At 41.7% G+C, this 18,660-nt stretch carries 18 protein-coding genes; 10 read left to right on the top strand and 8 right to left on the bottom strand.

Annotated elements, in window-relative coordinates; translation table 11 throughout:
• The first annotated feature begins 71 nt into the window (after positions 1-71).
• The 3 genes from CRO17_RS15150 (at position 72) to CRO17_RS15140 (ending at position 2,798) form a co-directional block, all read left to right on the top strand.
• Positions 72-1,091, top strand: coding sequence for a LytTR family transcriptional regulator DNA-binding domain-containing protein (locus CRO17_RS15150; protein ID WP_097043320.1), 1,020 nt, complete (start codon positions 72-74; stop codon positions 1,089-1,091).
• Between the two features lie 154 nt (positions 1,092-1,245).
• Positions 1,246-2,091, top strand: a complete 846-nt coding sequence (locus tag CRO17_RS15145) for an ABC transporter ATP-binding protein (RefSeq protein ID WP_097043319.1) — start codon at positions 1,246-1,248, stop codon at positions 2,089-2,091.
• Entirely contained in the window at positions 2,088-2,798 is a 711-nt protein-coding gene (locus tag CRO17_RS15140) for an ABC transporter permease (protein WP_097043318.1), read from the top strand. Before CRO17_RS15145 ends, CRO17_RS15140 begins: the two co-directional genes overlap by 4 nt.
• A gap of 30 nt (positions 2,799-2,828) precedes the next feature.
• Here CRO17_RS15140 and CRO17_RS15135 read toward each other — a convergent pair whose 3' ends face one another.
• On the bottom strand, positions 2,829-4,172 hold the full coding sequence (locus CRO17_RS15135) for a sugar porter family MFS transporter (RefSeq protein WP_097043317.1): 1,344 nt from the start codon (positions 4,170-4,172) through the stop codon (positions 2,829-2,831).
• Between the two features lie 186 nt (positions 4,173-4,358).
• Between CRO17_RS15135 and CRO17_RS15130 the strand changes: the two genes are divergently transcribed.
• From CRO17_RS15130 to CRO17_RS17650, 4 genes are all read left to right on the top strand, one after another.
• On the top strand, positions 4,359-5,243 hold the full coding sequence (locus tag CRO17_RS15130; protein ID WP_097043392.1) for an HAD family hydrolase: 885 nt from the start codon (positions 4,359-4,361) through the stop codon (positions 5,241-5,243).
• A 130-nt stretch (positions 5,244-5,373) separates the two neighbouring features.
• Positions 5,374-7,089 (top strand): ABC transporter ATP-binding protein, encoded by a 1,716-nt coding sequence (locus tag CRO17_RS15125; RefSeq protein ID WP_097043391.1) that lies wholly within the window; start codon positions 5,374-5,376, stop codon positions 7,087-7,089.
• 244 nt (positions 7,090-7,333) lie between these two features.
• On the top strand, positions 7,334-7,933 hold the full coding sequence (locus CRO17_RS15120; RefSeq protein WP_097043316.1) for a nitroreductase family protein: 600 nt from the start codon (positions 7,334-7,336) through the stop codon (positions 7,931-7,933).
• Between the two features lie 158 nt (positions 7,934-8,091).
• Positions 8,092-8,241, top strand: coding sequence for a hypothetical protein (locus tag CRO17_RS17650; protein WP_179637121.1), 150 nt, complete (start codon positions 8,092-8,094; stop codon positions 8,239-8,241).
• Between the two features lie 43 nt (positions 8,242-8,284).
• Here CRO17_RS17650 and CRO17_RS15115 read toward each other — a convergent pair whose 3' ends face one another.
• Together CRO17_RS15115 and CRO17_RS15110 are read right to left on the bottom strand one after the other, a co-directional pair.
• Complete coding sequence (locus tag CRO17_RS15115) at positions 8,285-9,250, bottom strand: AEC family transporter (protein ID WP_097043315.1); 966 nt, start codon at positions 9,248-9,250, stop codon at positions 8,285-8,287.
• 106 nt (positions 9,251-9,356) lie between these two features.
• On the bottom strand, positions 9,357-11,048 hold the full coding sequence (locus CRO17_RS15110) for an NAD-dependent malic enzyme (RefSeq protein ID WP_097043314.1): 1,692 nt from the start codon (positions 11,046-11,048) through the stop codon (positions 9,357-9,359).
• Positions 11,049-11,399: 351 nt separating this feature from the next.
• Here CRO17_RS15110 and CRO17_RS15105 point away from each other — a divergent pair, with 351 nt between their 5' ends.
• Positions 11,400-12,761 (top strand): FAD-binding oxidoreductase, encoded by a 1,362-nt coding sequence (locus CRO17_RS15105; RefSeq protein WP_097043313.1) that lies wholly within the window; start codon positions 11,400-11,402, stop codon positions 12,759-12,761.
• Positions 12,762-12,806: 45 nt separating this feature from the next.
• Here the strand turns inward: CRO17_RS15105 and CRO17_RS17930 are convergent, their stop codons facing one another.
• From CRO17_RS17930 to CRO17_RS15095, 3 genes are all read right to left on the bottom strand, one after another.
• The gene (locus CRO17_RS17930; protein WP_281253839.1) at positions 12,807-12,929 is read right to left on the bottom strand and encodes a hypothetical protein; all 123 of its coding nucleotides are present in this window, start codon (positions 12,927-12,929) and stop codon (positions 12,807-12,809) included.
• 54 nt (positions 12,930-12,983) lie between these two features.
• On the bottom strand, positions 12,984-13,286 hold the full coding sequence (locus CRO17_RS15100) for a hypothetical protein (RefSeq protein WP_097043312.1): 303 nt from the start codon (positions 13,284-13,286) through the stop codon (positions 12,984-12,986).
• Positions 13,287-13,434: 148 nt separating this feature from the next.
• Positions 13,435-13,770 carry a winged helix-turn-helix transcriptional regulator gene (locus CRO17_RS15095; protein ID WP_097043311.1) on the bottom strand — a complete coding sequence of 112 codons (336 nt, stop codon included), beginning with the start codon at positions 13,768-13,770 and terminating at the stop codon, positions 13,435-13,437.
• A 176-nt stretch (positions 13,771-13,946) separates the two neighbouring features.
• On the opposite strand from CRO17_RS15095, the gene CRO17_RS15090 reads away from it, so the two are divergent.
• The gene (locus CRO17_RS15090; RefSeq protein WP_097043310.1) at positions 13,947-14,417 is read left to right on the top strand and encodes a nucleoside deaminase; all 471 of its coding nucleotides are present in this window, start codon (positions 13,947-13,949) and stop codon (positions 14,415-14,417) included.
• A gap of 16 nt (positions 14,418-14,433) precedes the next feature.
• On the opposite strand, the gene CRO17_RS15085 is transcribed toward CRO17_RS15090, so the two are convergent.
• Positions 14,434-16,494, bottom strand: a complete 2,061-nt coding sequence (locus CRO17_RS15085) for a putative bifunctional diguanylate cyclase/phosphodiesterase (protein WP_097043309.1) — start codon at positions 16,492-16,494, stop codon at positions 14,434-14,436.
• A 129-nt stretch (positions 16,495-16,623) separates the two neighbouring features.
• Between CRO17_RS15085 and CRO17_RS15080 the strand changes: the two genes are divergently transcribed.
• Positions 16,624-17,628, top strand: a complete 1,005-nt coding sequence (locus CRO17_RS15080) for an NAD(P)/FAD-dependent oxidoreductase (protein WP_097043308.1) — start codon at positions 16,624-16,626, stop codon at positions 17,626-17,628.
• A gap of 126 nt (positions 17,629-17,754) precedes the next feature.
• Here the strand turns inward: CRO17_RS15080 and CRO17_RS15075 are convergent, their stop codons facing one another.
• Positions 17,755-18,609, bottom strand: a complete 855-nt coding sequence (locus CRO17_RS15075) for a Cof-type HAD-IIB family hydrolase (RefSeq protein ID WP_097043307.1) — start codon at positions 18,607-18,609, stop codon at positions 17,755-17,757.
• Between the last annotated feature and the right edge of the window lie 51 nt (positions 18,610-18,660).

Here is an 18,660-nt window from a genome sequence, read left to right as displayed (position 1 = left end):
TCCGTTTTCGGTATTTCCAATTCATGGAGTTAGCTTTACAATAAAGGTAAGACAGGAGGACGACAACGTTCATGACAACAACATTGAAATTCGATAATCTTAGTAAAACTTCCCACAATACCACCTTACTGCCTCCAATAGATATGGAGCTCGAAGCTGGTGAATGCTATGTCATCCGCTGTAATAAAGTGATTGGAAACAAGCTTCTTCAAATAATTGCCAAGCAAGAAAATCCATCTACGGGTAGTGTACTACTATTTGGTGAAAATATCGAAAAACTTAAATCTGTTCATGATCAAATCGGCTTTTTGTATTTGGATGATGCATCCTACACACGAATGCGCGTAAAGGATTACTTGGTTTTCTTTCGTAAGCTTTACGGCAGCAAAGTCGATCTCCATGATGTTATGCAGCAAGTAGGCTTGCGAGATGTGCAAAATGTACGAATTAGTAAATTGACTTTTTCGCAAGAGCGCCGACTGCAAATTGGCAGGTTAATTTTGCAAGATCAGCCGATATTGATAATGGAAGAACCAGAGCAAAATGTGGACCTTGAAACCAGCTTGATTATTCATCGGATAATAGAGGAGCTGAAAAAGAAAGAGAAAACAATTCTCCTTACTACAATTGATTTGGAGAATGCTTTGGTACTTACGAAAAACGTCTATTCTTTAACAGATAAAGCTTGTAAACAAATTGTTGTAGAAGAAGAGACGGATGAGCTCCCGGAAAGTGAAGTAGATGTTCAGCCAGTTAAACTGGAGAAAATTCCAGCAAAGATTGATGATAAAATCATTCTCTTTAATCCATTTGATATTAACTTTATTGAAAGCAGTGAAGGCGTGGCGCAACTGCATCTCCAAGATGGAATCTATCCTTGTACATATACACTTCAGGAATTAGAGAGCCGTTTGCGAGCTTTTGGTTTTTTCCGATGCCATCGTTCGTATTTAGTAAACCTGCAGCAGGTGAAGGAAGTCGTGACCTGGACAAGAAACAGCTACAGCTTGATTTTGGATGACCAGACGCGCAGCTCTGTTCCGTTATCGAAGAACCGCTTTGAAGAATTAAAGGGAATGCTCGGCTTGTGAGGTGCTCCATTGGGCAGGAAATTTGCAGTATTCAGCCCTCTGTACGCTCCATTCAGCTTTTTTAGGTGCTATTAAGCTTGATTTTACAGTGTTTTTCAGTAAAAGACGATAAGCTGTGCGTATCAACCGTCACGTACGGAAAGGAGCAACGTGTATGGATTACGCATTACAAGTGAAGGACTTATCCAAGGTATTCGGACAGCAGCAAGCACTTCAGCAAGTTACATTCCATGTAAAAAGGGGAGAGATTTTCGGTTTTCTGGGGCCAAGCGGATCGGGGAAGACGACGACTGTTAAGATCCTGACTGGGCAGCTTTTACCGACTGCTGGTGACGTTACGATACTTGGAAAAAACGCATCGAAAATGAATGGATCAGATTTAGGGCGGATAGGTATTTTGACTGATAACAGCGGATTGTATGAAAGAATGACTATTAATGATAATTTGAAATTTTACGCAAAGCTGTACAATGCCCCAGCTGGCCGTGTGGAAGAAGTATTGCAATTAGTCGGCCTGGCAGAAGAGAAGAAGAAACCGGTGAAAAAGCTGTCCAAAGGGATGAAGCAGCGTGTGCTGCTCGCCCGCGCCGTGCTGCATAAACCAGACGTGCTATTCTTAGATGAACCAACCTCTGCATTGGATCCAGGAAATGTCCAGAAGATGCACGACTTGTTGCGGGACTTAAACCGTGAAGGTACAACGATTTTCTTGACTACACACAATATGGAAGAAGCTGCCCAGCTTTGCGATCGGGTTGCCTTCCTTCATGAAGGGCAGATACGCGAGATGGATGAACCGAAGCTATTGCAGCGTAAATATGCCAAGAACACCATTCATTTGGAGCTGAAAGATGGGAGCAATGAAACCATCATAAATGATGCAGGTGGGGCAGAACGTCTTTATCAGTACATGCAGGCAGAAGAAGTTCTTGCTGTACATTCAGATCAGCCGACACTAGGAGATATATTTATCGAAGTGACAGGGAGGGAATTAGCATGAATGCTGCACGTATCTCAGCAATAATTGTAAAAGAATATCATGATTTAAAAGCAAATGTCCAAGTTTTAATGATGGTTATACTCCCTGCCTTCCTGGCAGTCTTATACAGCCGAATGGGCAGTGGTGATGAAAGGATTTATAGTTTCGTTTTTGTATCCTTGTTTTCTTTGGTTTTCGTTACGATGTATGTTCAGTCTATGCTGATTTCAGAGGAGAAAGAGAAAAATACACTGCAGTCTCTGCTTATGTCTCCAGCACATACAACGGAAATACTGGTAGGGAAAAGTTTCATGAATGTAGTGATCACCCTGGTATCGTTGCTTATTACATGGATGATTATGGATGTAAAACTTACTAACATTGGAGTACTGCTTGTTGTTCTAATCTTATCTATTGTAATATTTTTATCTATAGGGACAATAGTTGGTCTAATTAGTAAAAACTTGATTCAGACCGGTGTATACATTATGCCATTTATGTTTCTCTTTGGTTTTGCTCCCATGATTCAAGTGTACTTTTCAGACGGAATAATTGGTGAGATTATCAGATATTCGCCAAGTGTTTTTACGATGGATATAGCGGTGAGTGCGCTGGAAGGGCAGGACTTTTCTTCCTACCAAGCAGACTTGCTATGGTTAACAGGCTGGACCATCATTGGAGTACTTGCTGCATACGTCCTCCTTAAAAAGAAAAGCCTCTCCAACTAGAAAAGCCGCCCATACCGGGCGGCTTTTCATTTATCCTATGCTGCGCTTGCGCAAGTCCTCTTCGATTTGTTCTAAGCTCTTTCCTCGTGTTTCTGTTGTAAAGAATTTCACGAATAGGAAGGCAAAGATACCGATGACGGCGAAGATATAGAATAGGTAGCTGATACCAATTGCCTCTAACAAGATCGGGAATAATAGAGATACGATCAAGTTGGCACCGTGCAAGGCAAAGGTTGCAGCGCCTGTTCCGATTCCGCGTACTTTGGTTGGGAATAGCTCAGGAAGCATAATCCAAACAACTGGTCCCCACGTAGTCGAGAAAGCAACGATGAATAGTCCTAAACAGATAATGATGGCCCATGTCGCAACGATTGAGTCAGGAGCTAGCAAATTAATAGTGGAGAGGGCAATTAAGCTTACAACCATTCCAATGTTACCTGCCATCAATAGTGTTTTGCGATTTACTTTATCCACTATTTTAATGGCGATAAGTGTCATCAATACATTAACTGTACCAATCCCGACAGTGCCGAGTATCGCGGCTGAGTTACCGAAGCCAGCACTTGTGAAAGTGCTAGGAGCATAATAGATAATCGTGTTGATTCCGATAAACTGCTGAAGGAAGGCAAGACCCAGACCTGCAATCAATGCTGGTCTGACCCAGCTGGAGAATAATTCCTTGATACCGCCTTCATCTTCTTTTTCAGCTTTTTGAATTTCGGAGATTTCATCTTCAATGGAAGCATTCTCTCCGCGTACTTTCTTTAAAATGTTTCTAGCTTTGTCTTCTTTTCCTGCTGTAAGGAGCCAACGCGGGCTTTCTGGCATGAAAAACATCCCGATAATCAAAATAACTGCAGGAACGACGGCTAGTCCAAGCATCCAGCGCCATGCACCTGCATCGGAAAATGCATAATTCACTAAATAAGATGATAAGATACCGATTGTAATTAATAACTGATTCAAGGAAGCTAGTGAGCCGCGTTTTTCTTTTGGTGCGAGCTCGGATAAGTATAAAGGTACGATTGTCGTTGAAGCACCGACAGCCAAACCAAGGATAACTCGGGCAATGACCATCGTAGTGACATTCACTGCTACGGCTGCACCTAATGCACCGATAAAGAACAAAATGCCAGCAGTAATAATTGTTTTCTTCCGCCCTATTTTATCAGTTACTCGGCCAGTAATGGCTGCACTGATGATGGCGCCAACTAATAGAGAGCTTACAATAAGACCTTCAGTGAAGGAGTTTAATCCAAGGTCTTCATCAATGTACAGTAAAGCACCAGAAATGACCCCAGTATCATATCCATACAGCAAGCCGCCAAGGGCGCCAAAGAAATACAGCAAGCTATTGGATTGCTTTTTTTGCATATTGCTACCTCCTAAAAATTATCAAAATTCATACTGTGTTTTGTAAGCCTTTTCCTCATGCTGTAAAATTTCAAACATTCCAATCGGGTTGTGATTGAAAAGTCCCACAATAAACCATTATAATTTAATGGTAACAGTGTTGGCTACATAAAAATATTATTAGGAGGATTTTGCTTGTCTAAAAAGATGATTGCAATTGACCTAGATGGAACATTACTAAATACGGAAAGTCAAATCCCCGAAGAAAATAAAGCAGCAATTAAACGTGCACTTGATGCAGATATGCTGGTAGCTATTAGCACTGGTCGTGCTACCTTTGATGTGAAATCACTTGTAGGTAACGACCTGGATATACCAATTATTGCTTCAAACGGTGGTACAGTTCATGATTATGGATACGAATTGCTTAATAAGGTAACTTTTGAAAAGGAACTGGCAAAAGAGATAGCAGCATCTCTTATTGAACAGGATGTGTACTTTGAAGTCTATACAGAAACGGAGCTGCTTTCTCCTTATAATGGAGAGGAAAAGCTTAAAGCAGAATTGGATAAAGTGAGTTCCGCAAACCCGGACGAAAGCATGGAGCAGCTTTGGATTGGAGCCATGTCTCAGTTCAAGCAATCGGGAATCCGCTTTGTACCGGATATAGAACATATTTTTACAGAGGAAAGTACTATCTTTAAGATTCTTTGCTTCAGCTTTGACTTGGAGAACTTGGCAAAGGCCTATAAAACCGTCAATGAGGATAATAGAATTGCGGTTACTTCCTCTGGTGAACATATTATTGAGATTTTGCCTAAGAAGTCGGGTAAAGGATATGCAGTTTCCATGCTGGCCGAAAAATACAATATCAGCAAGGAAGATGTGTATGCTGTAGGTGACAGCCCGAACGATATCAGCATGTTTGAAGTAGCCGGAAATGGCGTAGCGATGGAAAACGCAATGACAGAGCTGATGGAGATTGCGACACATGTAACGAAATCAAATGACGATTTTGGTGTGGCGTACTTCTTGGACAAGCTCATTGCAGGTGAGCAAGACGAGCTGCGGCGTGTAGAAGAAGGCGTGTGAGCAGGGCCCGATGCATCTGACATCGGGTTTTTCTTTTTGTCTGTCTTTTTTAAATAAAGAGTGCGTAACTTATCTGTTATATGTAGAATAGAGAGTGATAATCATTCTCAAAGAAAGAAGTGTTGCTGGCTTGCTAAAGGACTTTTTCGCTTTTTATAAACCGTATAAACGGCTGTTTCTGCTAGATTTCGGCAGTGCGGTATTTGTTGCGCTGTTAGAATTAGCATTTCCAATCGGAGTCAATATGATGGTAGACCGATTGCTTCCAACTGAAAACTGGAATTGGATTGTAACAGCTTGTATTTTGTTGTTCATCGTCTATGGATTAAGTACAGTTACGCAGTATATTGTCACTTACTGGGGACATAAACTTGGAATTAATATTGAACGTGACATGCGAAAGCAATTATTCGAGCATATACAAAAGCTCAGTTTTCGTTTCTTCGATAATACAAAAGTGGGCAACCTGATTTCTCGACTGACGAATGATTTGTTCATGATTGGAGAGATGGCTCATCACGGACCAGAGGATTTATTTATTGCGCTGATGACCATTGTCGGGGCCTTGATTATTATGTTCTTCATCAATTGGCCGTTGGCACTCATGACCATGCTAGTCGTTCCGATTTTGTTCTGGATCGTTCTTTACTGTAATAAAAAAATGACAGAAGCATCGAGAAGGATGAATGAAGATACAGCGGACTTTAGCGCTCGAATTGAAAATACTGTCGGCGGTATCAGGGTTGTACAGGCGTTTACGAATGAGGCGCATGAAGAAGACAGATTTAAGGTAAACAACGAACGTTACCGACTGACAAAATTACTGTCTTATAAAATCATGGCACTCAATTTATCTGTTACTTACATGCTGATGCGATTTATCGCCGTGTTCCAGCTTGTTGCCGGAGCTTGGTTTATCATTCAAGATAAAATGTCGTATGGTGATTTGGTTGCCTTTATTTTGCTGACCAATGTATTCTTCCAGCCTATTCAAAAGATCGGGGCCATCATTGAGCTCTATCCAAAAGGGATAGCTGGATTTCAGCGTTACATGGACATCATGCGGCTTGATCCGGATGTTAAAGATAGTCCGAACGCCAGAGAAGTTAGCTCGCTTTCTGGTCATATTTGTTACGACAACGTTTCTTTTGGTTATAAGCAGGACAGTATGATACTGAAGGATATCAGTTTCTCGATTAACGCTGGTGAGACAGTTGCTTTCGTAGGTCCATCCGGTGCGGGGAAATCAACGATCTGCAGTTTGCTGCCGCGCTTTTATGAGCTTAATGACGGGAACATAACAATAGATAATGTACCAATCAAAGATATGACATTATCATCCTTGCGCAGTCAGATTGGTATTGTACAGCAGGATGTGTATTTATTCGGAGGAACAATTCGAGAAAATATCGCTTATGGAAAGCTGGATGCCACAGATGAAGAAATTGACGATGCTGTAAGGAGAGCGCAGCTGACTGACTTTTTATCCGAACTGCCAGATGGATTGGATACTGTGATTGGAGAGCGCGGCGTGATGATCTCCGGTGGTCAGAAACAGCGCATTTCTATAGCGCGAGTGTTCCTTAAAAATCCGCCAATTCTCATACTTGATGAAGCAACATCTGCTTTGGATACCGAAACAGAAGTTAAAATACAAGAAGCGCTTGAAGAGTTATCAGAAGGAAGAACGACATTGGTCATCGCGCATCGACTAGCGACAATCAAGCACGCAGATAAAATCATTATGGTAACAAAACAAGGCATCACAGAAGAAGGCAAGCATAGTGAATTGCTGAATCGTGATGGTGCGTATCGTCGTTTGTATGATGCGCAGTTTGCGCATTAAACATAGCAGGAGTCATTCTTTCATAAGAAAAGGAAGTAAGTACGGGTCTGATTGGTTTGCAGGTTAGTGCATAAGTATTTCAAGAAAAGGGGCGATGCAAATGCAGCGTCCTTTTCATTTGACGAAACCCTTTGCGTGCGATAAATTATTTACATAAAGTCACTTGATTACGAAAGGTAACTAATACTTTTATGTTATTCGGGCAATCTACATAAGGTTAATATTTATATTTGGAGGGATACACATGACACAAGATTTTTTCAAGGCACTGGAAAACAGAAGGTCCATTTATAGTTTGGCAAAAGAGTCGCCCGTATCGGATGAGCGAATTCAGGAAATTGTAGAATTTGCTGTGAAGTACACACCATCTGCTTTTAATTCGCAAAGCACACGTGTGATTGTCCTTCTAGGCGACAAGCATGATCGCTTCTGGAATATTACAGAGGATCAGCTTCGAGCGGTTGTGCCGTCAGACAACTTCGCACCGACAGAAGAGAAAATTGCTTCTTTCCGCAATGGTTATGGAACAGTCTTATTCTTCGAGGATCAAACAGTAGTGAAGGATTTGCAGGAACAATTTGCCCTTTATGCGGATAATTTCCCAATCTGGTCTGAACAAACTTCGGGCATGCACCAACTTGTCGTTTGGACTGCTTTGGAAATGGAAGGCCTTGGCGCAAGTTTGCAGCACTATAACCCGCTAGTTGATGAAGCAATTCAAAAGGAATGGGACATCCCATCCAACTGGAAGCTTCGAGGACAAATGCCATTCGGTAAACCGACAATGCCAGCTGGGGATAAAGAATTCAAACCGCTGGAAGAGCGCGTTAAAGTAATCAAGTAATGAAAAGAGTCATTGTCTTTATATGGACAATGACTCTTTGTTTATGCGTAATTATTAGAAAATTCCGTTACAAAAATATTACATAAGTTTCTTTTCTGCATAATCGGGTATACAGTAGTTACCAACAGATATTATCGAAAAGAAAGGAAGGAAACAAAGTGAGTGCAAATCCATTTACGAAGAACTTGCAGCATGCGGGTGATTTGTCGGACGATGAGCGTACGGAGATTCTGTCAACATTGGAACGATACATGGATTACTTGCGAGACGAAATGTCGAGATCAGATAACCTTCCTGCTGCTAAATAGACAAAAAAGGAGTATCCCAAGATAAGGGATACTCCTTTTATTTTTACATGATTGCTGTAATTAAGAATGGCAAGGTAACAATAGACAGGATTGCACTGATTACGAAAGCAGAAGCAACCTCTGTTTCCAAGCTCTTGAAGCGTATTGCAATCATTGTAGCAACCGCAGAACCTGGGAATGATACAAGCAATACAGCTTGTACGAAATCATTGTGTGTCAAACCAAGTGCATATGCAATACCAACCATTGCAAGCGGCTGAACGATCGCTTTTAGAATCGCAATGGAGAATGCAGATAGACTAAGTTTAATCTTGTTGATACCGATTGTTACACCAACTGCAAACAACGCAACACCAGAGACAACATCACCGATTTGGTCAAGTGATTTCTCTCCTAATTCTGGAAGCTGGAAGTTGAAGACAAGTACCAGAATCAAACCGATAATCGGAACACAAGCAAGCGGTTCAGTAAGACCGTGCAGGATAGACTTACCTGTTACTTTTAGAATGCTTTCTTTATTTTCATCTGACTGAGAATTCTTGTTACGTGTACCTACTGTACCAAAGATAGTAGACATTGGATCCAATACGGCGTTAACAATAATACCCATCAAAGCGATTGGAATCGCAATGGCTTCAGCGCCAAAGATACTGCCCATAACCGGAATACCCATAAAGGCGAATGTTGGCTGTGTTGAGTTCAAGGAGAACATCGTTGACTGTACGAAATCATATCTAGAAGTCCATTTAGTCACAAGAAGTACAACGATGAAGAATCCAATTACACCGATCAGCAATGCTCCAAGGAACGGCGCTTTATCAAATATTGTTTGACGGGATGTTGTTGTAATACCGACGAATAAGTGTGCTGGTAATGCAATTTTTGTTACAAGTGTGTTGATACCCTTTGATGTTTCTTTATTAAATATGCCACGATTTCCGGCAATAAATCCAAGCAGGATTACGAAGAAAATCGGGATTAGAATGATGAAAATTTCACCAAAACTCATATTAATTCCACTCCCTCAGTGTTGTATTTGCTTCAATTTGTCAAAATTAATACAGGTGCCTCCTTTAGAAGGAGTCACCTGCACCATAGGAAATTACGATAAGAGCTTAACCTTTGATGGATTTATATTCTGGTTTCCATACGGATTGAGCTAGAAGGTCTTTAATCTCTTCAGGTTTTGCATCAGATACGCCGTCTTCAATTGCTGCTTTCGCAACTGCTTCTGCTACAGCATTTGAAACAGGCTGAAGCTCATCGATTGCAGGAAGCAAGGAACCGCCATGTGTGTTGCTCACAACCATGTCTGCAATTGCATTAGCTGCAGCTGCGAACATAGCATCTGTAATACGGCTTGCTTTTACTGCAATGGATCCAAGTCCAAGACCAGGGAACGCAAATGCATTGTTTGCTTGTCCGATATGGTAAGTTGTGCCTTTGTAGTCTACAGGATCGAATGGACTTCCTGTTGCAATCAATGCTTTCCCATCTGTCCACTCAAGCAAGTCTTTTGGAATTGCTTCTGCAAGCGGTGTTGGGTTGGACATCGGCATAATTACTGGGTGTTCAACGTGTTTTGCCATTTCTTTAATGATTTCAGCACTGAACGCGCCAGCTTGTCCAGATGTACCAATTAGAATTGTTGGCTTAACTTGACGGATAACTTCCGCAAGACCAATGATACCATCTTCTTTGTTCCAATCTTTTACTTCATCAGCAGAACGAAGGTATGGTTTCTGGAAGTCAGCAATACCATCCATATCGTCAGTCAATAGACCGCGCTGGTCAATTGCCCAGAAGTTATTCGCAGCATCTTCTTTAGAGATACCATCAAGTACCATAGCGGCTGCGATTTGGTCCGCATTACCGATACCGGCAGAACCAGGTCCGAAGACAACAACACGCTGTTCGCTGATTGGTGTACCAGTTACTTTGGATGCACTCATAACAGCTGCTAGTGTGATGGCACCAGTGCCTTGAATATCGTCATTGAATGTAAGGATTTTATCGCCGTATTTATCAATGATGTTACGTGCATTACGGTTACCGAAGTCTTCCCAGTGCAATAGAATGTTAGGGAATTTCTCTACAGTTTTACTAATGAAAGCATCGATAAACTGATCGTACTGCTCACCGCGTACACGTTTGTGACGATTACCGACATAAAGTGGGTCGTTAAGTAATTCATCGTTATCTGTACCTGCATCGATTACTACCGGAAGAACACGGTTAGGGTCAATTCCTGCAGCAGCTGTATAAACAGCTAGTTTACCGATAGCAATATTCAGACCGCCAACACCCCAGTCACCAATTCCAAGGATACTTTCGGAGTCTGTTACAACAATCAAGTCGATTTCATCCGTGTTAAGCAACGTGTTGTCATATGCTTGTTCGATGTTATCTGGGTTGTTGATATCAAGATAAACACCACCTGGACGTTGATACTCATGGCTGTATTCTTGGATAGCTTGTCCAACAGTCGGAGTATAAACAACCGGAAGCATTTCGCTCAAATGATCAGTAAGAAGGCGATAGTAAAGGACTACGTTACGGTTATAAAGCTGATTTAATGTGTTGTTTTTCAACAAATTATTCGGCTGCGCATTGTACTGTTCGTAAGCACGCTTAGCCTGCTCGTCTAATGTCAGAACTGTCGCTGGCAGAACGCCATCAAGGCCAAGTTCTGCACGCTCTTCTTTTGTAAAAGCGACACCTTTATTTAGAAAAGGATTTGAGATTAAGTTCTTACCTCTTAGAGAAGTGGATACCGATCCATCTTCATTATTACGATATATATTCATATCTAAAATTCCACCTTTTCGAATGATTACTTACCTTTTGTAACTGCCACAACCAATTCTACCACTTTACAATTGTTAATCAATTTTAACAAAGTATTTAAAACAACTATTGCATTTACTGAGTTTGTGTGTTATTTCACATACTTTCGCACTACATGGTAAACCGCGGTATGAAGGTATTTTACAGATGTGAAGTAAATTGTATTTTTACTTTGTTATTGTTTTTTTTACTTAGGAAAGTATACATTAACTAACTTTTTATTTTATGTTTAATTATTCTGATTGTTCGGCTTTTTAAACGTATGACCTCATGTTAAGCTATATAAATAGAGAGGGAAGGTGGAGTTATTCATGGATATCGTGACGGAATTAAGCAAAGTAATTCACTCAGGAAGGATATCGACAGCTGCTTCTGTCATAAGCCAGCATAATCATGATGCATCTTATCATCCTGCAGCTGATCCCGATGTTGTTGTCTTTCCGGAAAATACAAAGGAAGTCAGTGGTATTCTTTCGTTTGCGAATAAACATGGAATACCAGTCACGCCTTTTGGTAAAGGATCCAGTCTGGAGGGACATGCAATTCCCTATAATGGAGGTATTTCGTTAGATTTAGGTTTGATGAATCAATTAAAAACCATCGAAGAGACAGATGGGTACGTAGTGGCTGGTGCAGGCCTGACACAGTTTCAATTGAACGATGCCCTGAAGAAGCATGGTTTATTCTTCAGTGTGGATCCAGGTGCTGAAGCGGCGCTTGGGGGTATGGCAGGGACGAATGCCAGCGGCTCCTACACAGTAAAATACGGTACAATGCGGGATAATATCTTAGATATGGAAGTTGTGCTGCCGAATGGAGAGATAATTCATACTGGCTCAAAAGCATTGAAGTCTTCTTCAGGGCTGCATCTTTCTGGCTTGTTTGCTGGATCGGAAGGTGTACTGGGTGTCATAACGGAACTGACACTTCGTGTGCATCCAATCCCGGAAGCTACAGTAGCTGTACGAGCTGTCTTTCACGATTTTGAAGAAGCGGTAACAGCTGTTGTTAGACTTCGTACAGCAGGGTTGGACTTAGCGAGGATTGAATTCGTAGATGCCGCATCCGTTGCACATGTAAACCAATTCGCCCATACAACGTATAAGGAACAGCCAACTATCTTTTTTGAATTAAATGGAGAGACGGAGCATCTTCGGCATCAAATCGACCGGATGGAGCAGCTGCTGAAACCCTTTGAGGTAGCGGAATTTCTCGCAGAGACAGACCCTGCGGCACAGGAGCGGTTATGGGACGCCCGACATAACCTAGCTTACTATTATATACAAGCTGCCCCAACGAAGCAGATGCTTGTGACAGATGTTTGCCTTCCGATATCCAAATTATCGGACGCCATTTTGCATGCAAGACAAACCATAGAAGAAAGCGGCTTAGAGGCTGGTATCGTCGGCCATGTGGGAGATGGGAATTTCCACATTATTGCTATGGTGGACTTTCATAACCCGGCAGAAGTATCGGCTGCAAAACAGCTGCATGCAGCAGTGGTAGATTATACGCTGGTGAATGAAGGAACGTGCACGGGAGAGCATGGTGTAGGTGTTGGTAAGAAGAAGTACCAAAAGCTGGAACATGGTGCAGCATATGAATTAATGCGTACCATTAAACGAGCGGTGGACCCGCGCGGCATCATGAATCCAGGTAAACTAGTCGATTAACCAGAAAAAAAAGAGCGTACTCCCCTCAGAATACGCTCTTTTTGATTAACCTTTTTTATTGCTTAATAGGTCTGAAATGGCATGCACTAATTCCACACCTTGAAAAGCAAAGATAGATAGTGCACTAATAGAAAATGCCACGACGATGATCGCTCTTGCCACAAACATTTTCGTCCCCTCCTTTGGAATGCTAAGAACCTTTAAGCAGCAAAGGGAGCCTATTCAGCGGTAACTCGATTGATAGAAGACGGCCAGCAGGAAATGCCTGAGCGTCTGTTTCGTCTGCATCATTCGTGCTTGCATCATATGCCCGGCAAGCAGTAACGGGAGAAGAAGCATGACTGCTGTTTGTGCTAGTAACGGGAACCAATGTTTGTCGTCATCCGGCAGGTCGGCCTTATGACTAACAACATGCTGGGGCTCAATGTCGTTTGTATTCCAATAATGTGATGGGTGTACGAGCATTAATTGAAGCATGACCGACAGCACTAGACCGATAAACAAAAGAGCAGCTTTGCGTTGCATTTCCTCACCACCTCCTATCCTTTAATATCCTTCAACTATATACCCGCTGCAAGGGGTTGTAAAGCCTGTGTTACAAGTATTTGTATAATTCAGAATCAGTCCGCTACAAAAAAACCTGTCCTATTAGAAGGTCAGGTTTTCAAGCTGATTATTGATTCATGGAGTCTAGTTCTTCCGAATTAACCCATTTTTCCGCCCATTCTTTTATAGAAGTGATCACAGGGCGCAATGCGCGACCTTTTTCGGTCAGTTCATATTCAATACGGACAGGTGTGTCCGGATATACTGTTCTTGTAGTAATACCTGCTGCTTCCAGCTCTTTCAATCGTTCTGAAAGCAGCCGGCCGCTGATTGGCAGGGAAGATTCCAATTCAGAGAAACGCTGTGATCCTTCTAAGAGGCGGAAAATGATAAAGCCATTCCAGCGTTTGCTCAGGAGCTCCATTCCTGTTTCAAAACGCGGACATAAATCTGCAGATTTCATCTATCATCACCTCTGTAAAAGCACTGTTTACTTTATTTGTTATTTCCTAATTATAAACGAGGTTACGAAAAGTAACAAGTATATTGTTCCTATTCCTGTTGATTCTATCCTTACAAACTGGCGAAATAGTAAGAATAATTCTATAATAAAACAAAGGATGTATTGGGGGAAACGGAATGAATCATCAATATTATATAGATTATGCGTGCAAACTTGCTGCAGAAAATGTGAAGAGCGGAAAGGGAGGACCGTTTGGTGCTGTAATTGTCCGAGGTGATCATATTATTGGAGAAGGAACCAACTTGGTCACAAGTTTGCATGACCCGACAGCGCATGCTGAAATACAGGCAATACGTAATGCCACAAGCAGTATCGGCCACTTTGAATTGGGGGATTGTGTCATTTACTCGAGCTGCGAGCCTTGTCCAATGTGTTTAGGAGCAATTTATTGGGCGCGTCCAAAAGCATTGTACTTTGCATATACAAAAAAAGATGCCGCTGCAATTGGATTTGACGATGATTTTATTTATCAAGAAATCAATAAACCATACCAAGAGAGAAAAATTCAAACGACACAGCTAAAGGAATGCGGTACAGCGAATCCAATGAGAGCATGGATGGAAAAGGAAGATAAAGTTGAATATTAAAAGAAGGTGCACCCTGTCATACAGGGCGCACTTCTTTCTTATATTCCTTATTAAAAGCTTGGAGATAAGTAAGAAATTCACTTGTTTGCAAAGGCTTGCTAAACATATAGCCTTGAGCATAATCACATTTCAAATCTTGTACCCAATTCAACTGTTCTTGACTTTCCACGCCTTCTGCCACGATAGCAAGTTCAAGTTTCTTCGCTAAAGTTACGATAGAAGAGACAATTGCTTGATCCTGAAAATCTTCCGGCAGATTGGCAATGAAGGCACGATCAATTTTCAATGTGTCTACTGGGAGCTGCTTCAAGTAATTCAGGCTATTGAATCCTTTTCCAAAGTCATCCAATGCAATGCGGATGCCAAGCTCTTTTAGTTCTGTAATGGTTTGGGCGGCACCTTCCACGTCTTGTATCGCTGTTTCCTCTGTTATTTCAATCTCTAGTTTGGATACATCAACTTCCGGATTGTCCTGCATTTGTTTATGGATAAAACTTACAAAATGGTTATTATAAAACTGCTGTGTACTAATGTTGACCGCCACATGTAAGCCATGGAATGCTTTTTTGTTCATCTCAGCAAATACTAGCTCAATCATTTTTTTATCAAGAACTACAATATCACCGTTTTTCTCTGCCAACGGGATAAACTGTGCAGGCGGGATAATTCCATGAACAGGATGAATCCAGCGGCATAAAGCCTCCATCCCATATAAACAATCCCCTGTACTTGCCATTTTAGGCTGGAAAAACACTTGAATTTCTCCATTGGCAATGGCACTGCACAACTCCGATTCCAGCAGAATCGGCTGCTTATTTTGTAACGTTTCGTTAGCAAAAAATTTATAATTGGATCGGCCGCTTTCTTTTGCTAAGTACATGGCGATATCAGCGAAGCGCATTACTTCTTTGCTGGTCGTACCGTTGTCAGGGATTAATGCTACACCAACACTGGTGCTTACGTTCACTTTTCTTCCTTCTATAATAAACGGTTCTTCCACGCTTTGAATAATTGCTTGTGCGAGCTGCGCTGCGTTTTCCCGCGTGGCTCCCGAATACAGCAAGGTAAATTCATCTCCGCCAAGCCGTGCTAGCACGCTTTGTTTTGGAAGCATGCGTGACAGCCGCAATGTCACAAGCTGCAGCAGTTTATCGCCGAACTTATGACCGAGTGTGTCATTGACGGCTTTAAATCGGTCTAAATCCATAAAAAACAGCGCGGCTGTCTCATCTGTTCTATTCTCTAAGTAGTCACGAAGCTCTTGTTCAAAATATCGCCGGTTCGGTATCTTCGTCAATTCATCATGATTTGCGATATAGTGTAATTGTTCTGCTTGCTTAGCTAGTTTCTGATCTGTAGTGGTGGAGACAAAAGCTAAGACTTGTGTGAGCAGAATGACAAGCATTACACTGATAGCTAGATTTACATTGTTTGGTGTGGAGATAGGTTCAGGCAGAACGGAGCGGCTGTTTACATAGACAACAGCGGCCTTCATTACTGTATAGTGCATCCCACAAATAGCAACACCCATTGTAAGAGCACTTGCTAATTTAAATAGATGCTGTATCTTCCCGTTATTGCGCTGGAAATAGTGGAAAAGCAGAAAAGCGACACATGATGCTATAACGGCAATGACTATAGATAAGTAGAAATATAAGCCGTCATGGTGCATCATGCCATCCAGACGCACGCCCATCATGCCTATGCAATGCATACTTGAAATTGCAGCTCCCATACAGATACTGCCCAAAATAAGTCCGAATACGGTAAGTCTGATAGAGGAAAGGTAAAAGGCGATTGAGGTACCCAGAAACGCAAAAAATACGGACAAGGTAACCATTCCTGGATCATATGTAACTTCTGTCGGCAATTTATAAGCCAGTATGGAAAGAAAGTGCACGGACCAGATGCCGAGCGCCATCAATATCGAGCTAGATAGGAACCAATATAATTTTCGCCAGCCAGTGGTCCTGTTTATTCTGGAACACATATCTAAAGCGATATAGGATGAAAGCATAGCAATAATAACGGATACGATGACAAAAGTGACGTTATAAGTCCCAGTGATTTCTTGCATAAAGTTCCTCCAAGTTGTTGAGTAGTTCTATAGTCTTGGGTATATTGTATACCCAAGCGAAGAAAAAGCAAACCAAGAAATGGTGTAATTATAGTAAATTAACGTCTTTGTAAAAAGGAGGAATAGGAAGTGCGGAATGATTTCATATACGACGTCATCATTGTTGGGGGCGGAACGACAGGATTGTATGCATCTTTTTATACAAGATTGCGCAAGATGACAACTTTACTAATCGAAGCGACGGCAGGATTTGGCGGAAAAGTAGCGCAGTTTTATCCAGAGAAGCACATTTATGATGTCGGTGCTTATCCTGCTGCCACAGGGGAGAAGATGGTCGCCCAGCTGCTGGAACAAAGCAGAAAAGCAGAACCAGAAACCATAACAGGCGAATTCGTTGAACATGTCAGAAAGCGAAGTGATGGTATATTTGAATTGGTGACAACGCAAGGTGCGCTATACATGACAAGGACAGTCATCCTCACTTGCGGAATGGGAACCTACCAAATGAAACCACTTCCGCTTGAAGAAGCTTCCCTGTATGAAGAGAAAAACCTTCATTACTATTTGAAGTCGCCTGAAAACTTCCTGAATCAGTGTGTTGTTGTTTATGCAGCCAACCGTACAGGAATTGACTGGGCGATGGCATTGGAGAAGACAGCAAAAGAAGTAACGCTGCTTAATCACCGTGATTATTTTCTCTATACGCCGCCGCAAGTCATTGAAGCATTAGCGGAGACGTCGATTAAGGTCAAATACAACCATAAAGTGACGAAGCTGTTGGGGAATAACCAGGGATTGCACACGCTGTTAGTTGAAAAAGATGGAATGGAAACGATGTTGGAAACGGATGCTCTACTATATTATGAGAATGTAAATCTCACGCAAACACCGTTTGCTAATTGGGGAATTGAGACGGATAAGCACAAAGTTATTGTTGATTATGAAATGGCGACAAATATACCGGGGATATATGCGGCGGGAGACGCTGTGCATTATCCGAAAAAAAATATGCTTATTGCGACAGGGTTTGCAGAAACGATCACCGCAGTTAATAGTGCAAAACTATACTTAGATCCGTCTGCAAGTGCACAAGTATATAGTACAATTGAATATCAAAAGAATAGAGGCGGGTAAGCAATGCCGCTGAAAAATATTTGCGCTTAAAAAGCAGAAGGCATCTCTGTATATCAGGTGACCTTCTGCTTTTTATGTGAATATATCTTTTTCCTGAACAGCTATTATGTTTTCAGTGGCTCTAGATCAGTCTTTCCTTTTCAGTATTTCACGCTCAAGCATGGTTGCAACACCATTTTCTTCGTTTGTATCTGTCGTGTAGTCACATGCTTCTTTCACTTCATCTGTTGCGTTGCCCATGGCAACCTTGGTGCCTGCGGCCTCCAGCATCGGCAAGTCATTCATACTGTCTCCAATGGCAATAATGTCATCTTTTTTTATGTCTAATTTATTCGCGAGTTTCTTCAACGCATGCCCTTTAGATGCTTGGCCATCCACAATCTCCATATTAAAGTCAGCGGAAGAGTAGAGATTTAAATCATTCTTACCTAATGTGTCCGCTGCTACACGTCTTCTTTCTTCATCAAAACTAACAATGGTTACTTTGTAAATATCTTTCTCTGCTTGGAAGACACGCATATAGTCATCAATTTCCTTCATATTTGCTTGTCCTAGCTGCCGCTCTTTTGCTTTTTTCATTTCTTCTTTGTCTGCCTGTTGGACGATATCCATTTCATCTTCGAGTAGCTGCTTCGCATTGGACGTAATGAATATCTCCTTATCTGTTACTATTTCAAAGTAGTAATTTTCTTCCGCCAACCAGCGGACAATTTCTTTTGCATAAACCGTCTTAAGTGGCAGGGGAAGTGTTAGGGTGCCGTCTGGATCATACGTAGTTGCACCATTGGCACCGATAACCCAAGCAGACAGGTCTTGATCATGGAAAAGGCGCTGCACATCGAATTGGGCTCTTCCTGTTGCAATTACAATTTGTGCCCCTTTTTTCTGGGCCTTTTTGACAGTATCTGCATGAAGCGACGATATTGTATAGTTTTCATTAAGAAATGTTCCATCTAGGTCTATTGCTACTAATTTTTGCATGTGGTCTGCTCCTTTTTTCCTTTTTATTAACTGTTCCCTCTATCTGGCAGG

The organism is Terribacillus aidingensis, assembly GCF_900215625.1.
In the GTDB taxonomy this organism is placed as follows: Bacteria; Bacillota; Bacilli; order Bacillales; family Amphibacillaceae; genus Terribacillus; species Terribacillus aidingensis.
This window is presented reverse-complemented; position numbering and strand designations above follow the sequence as displayed.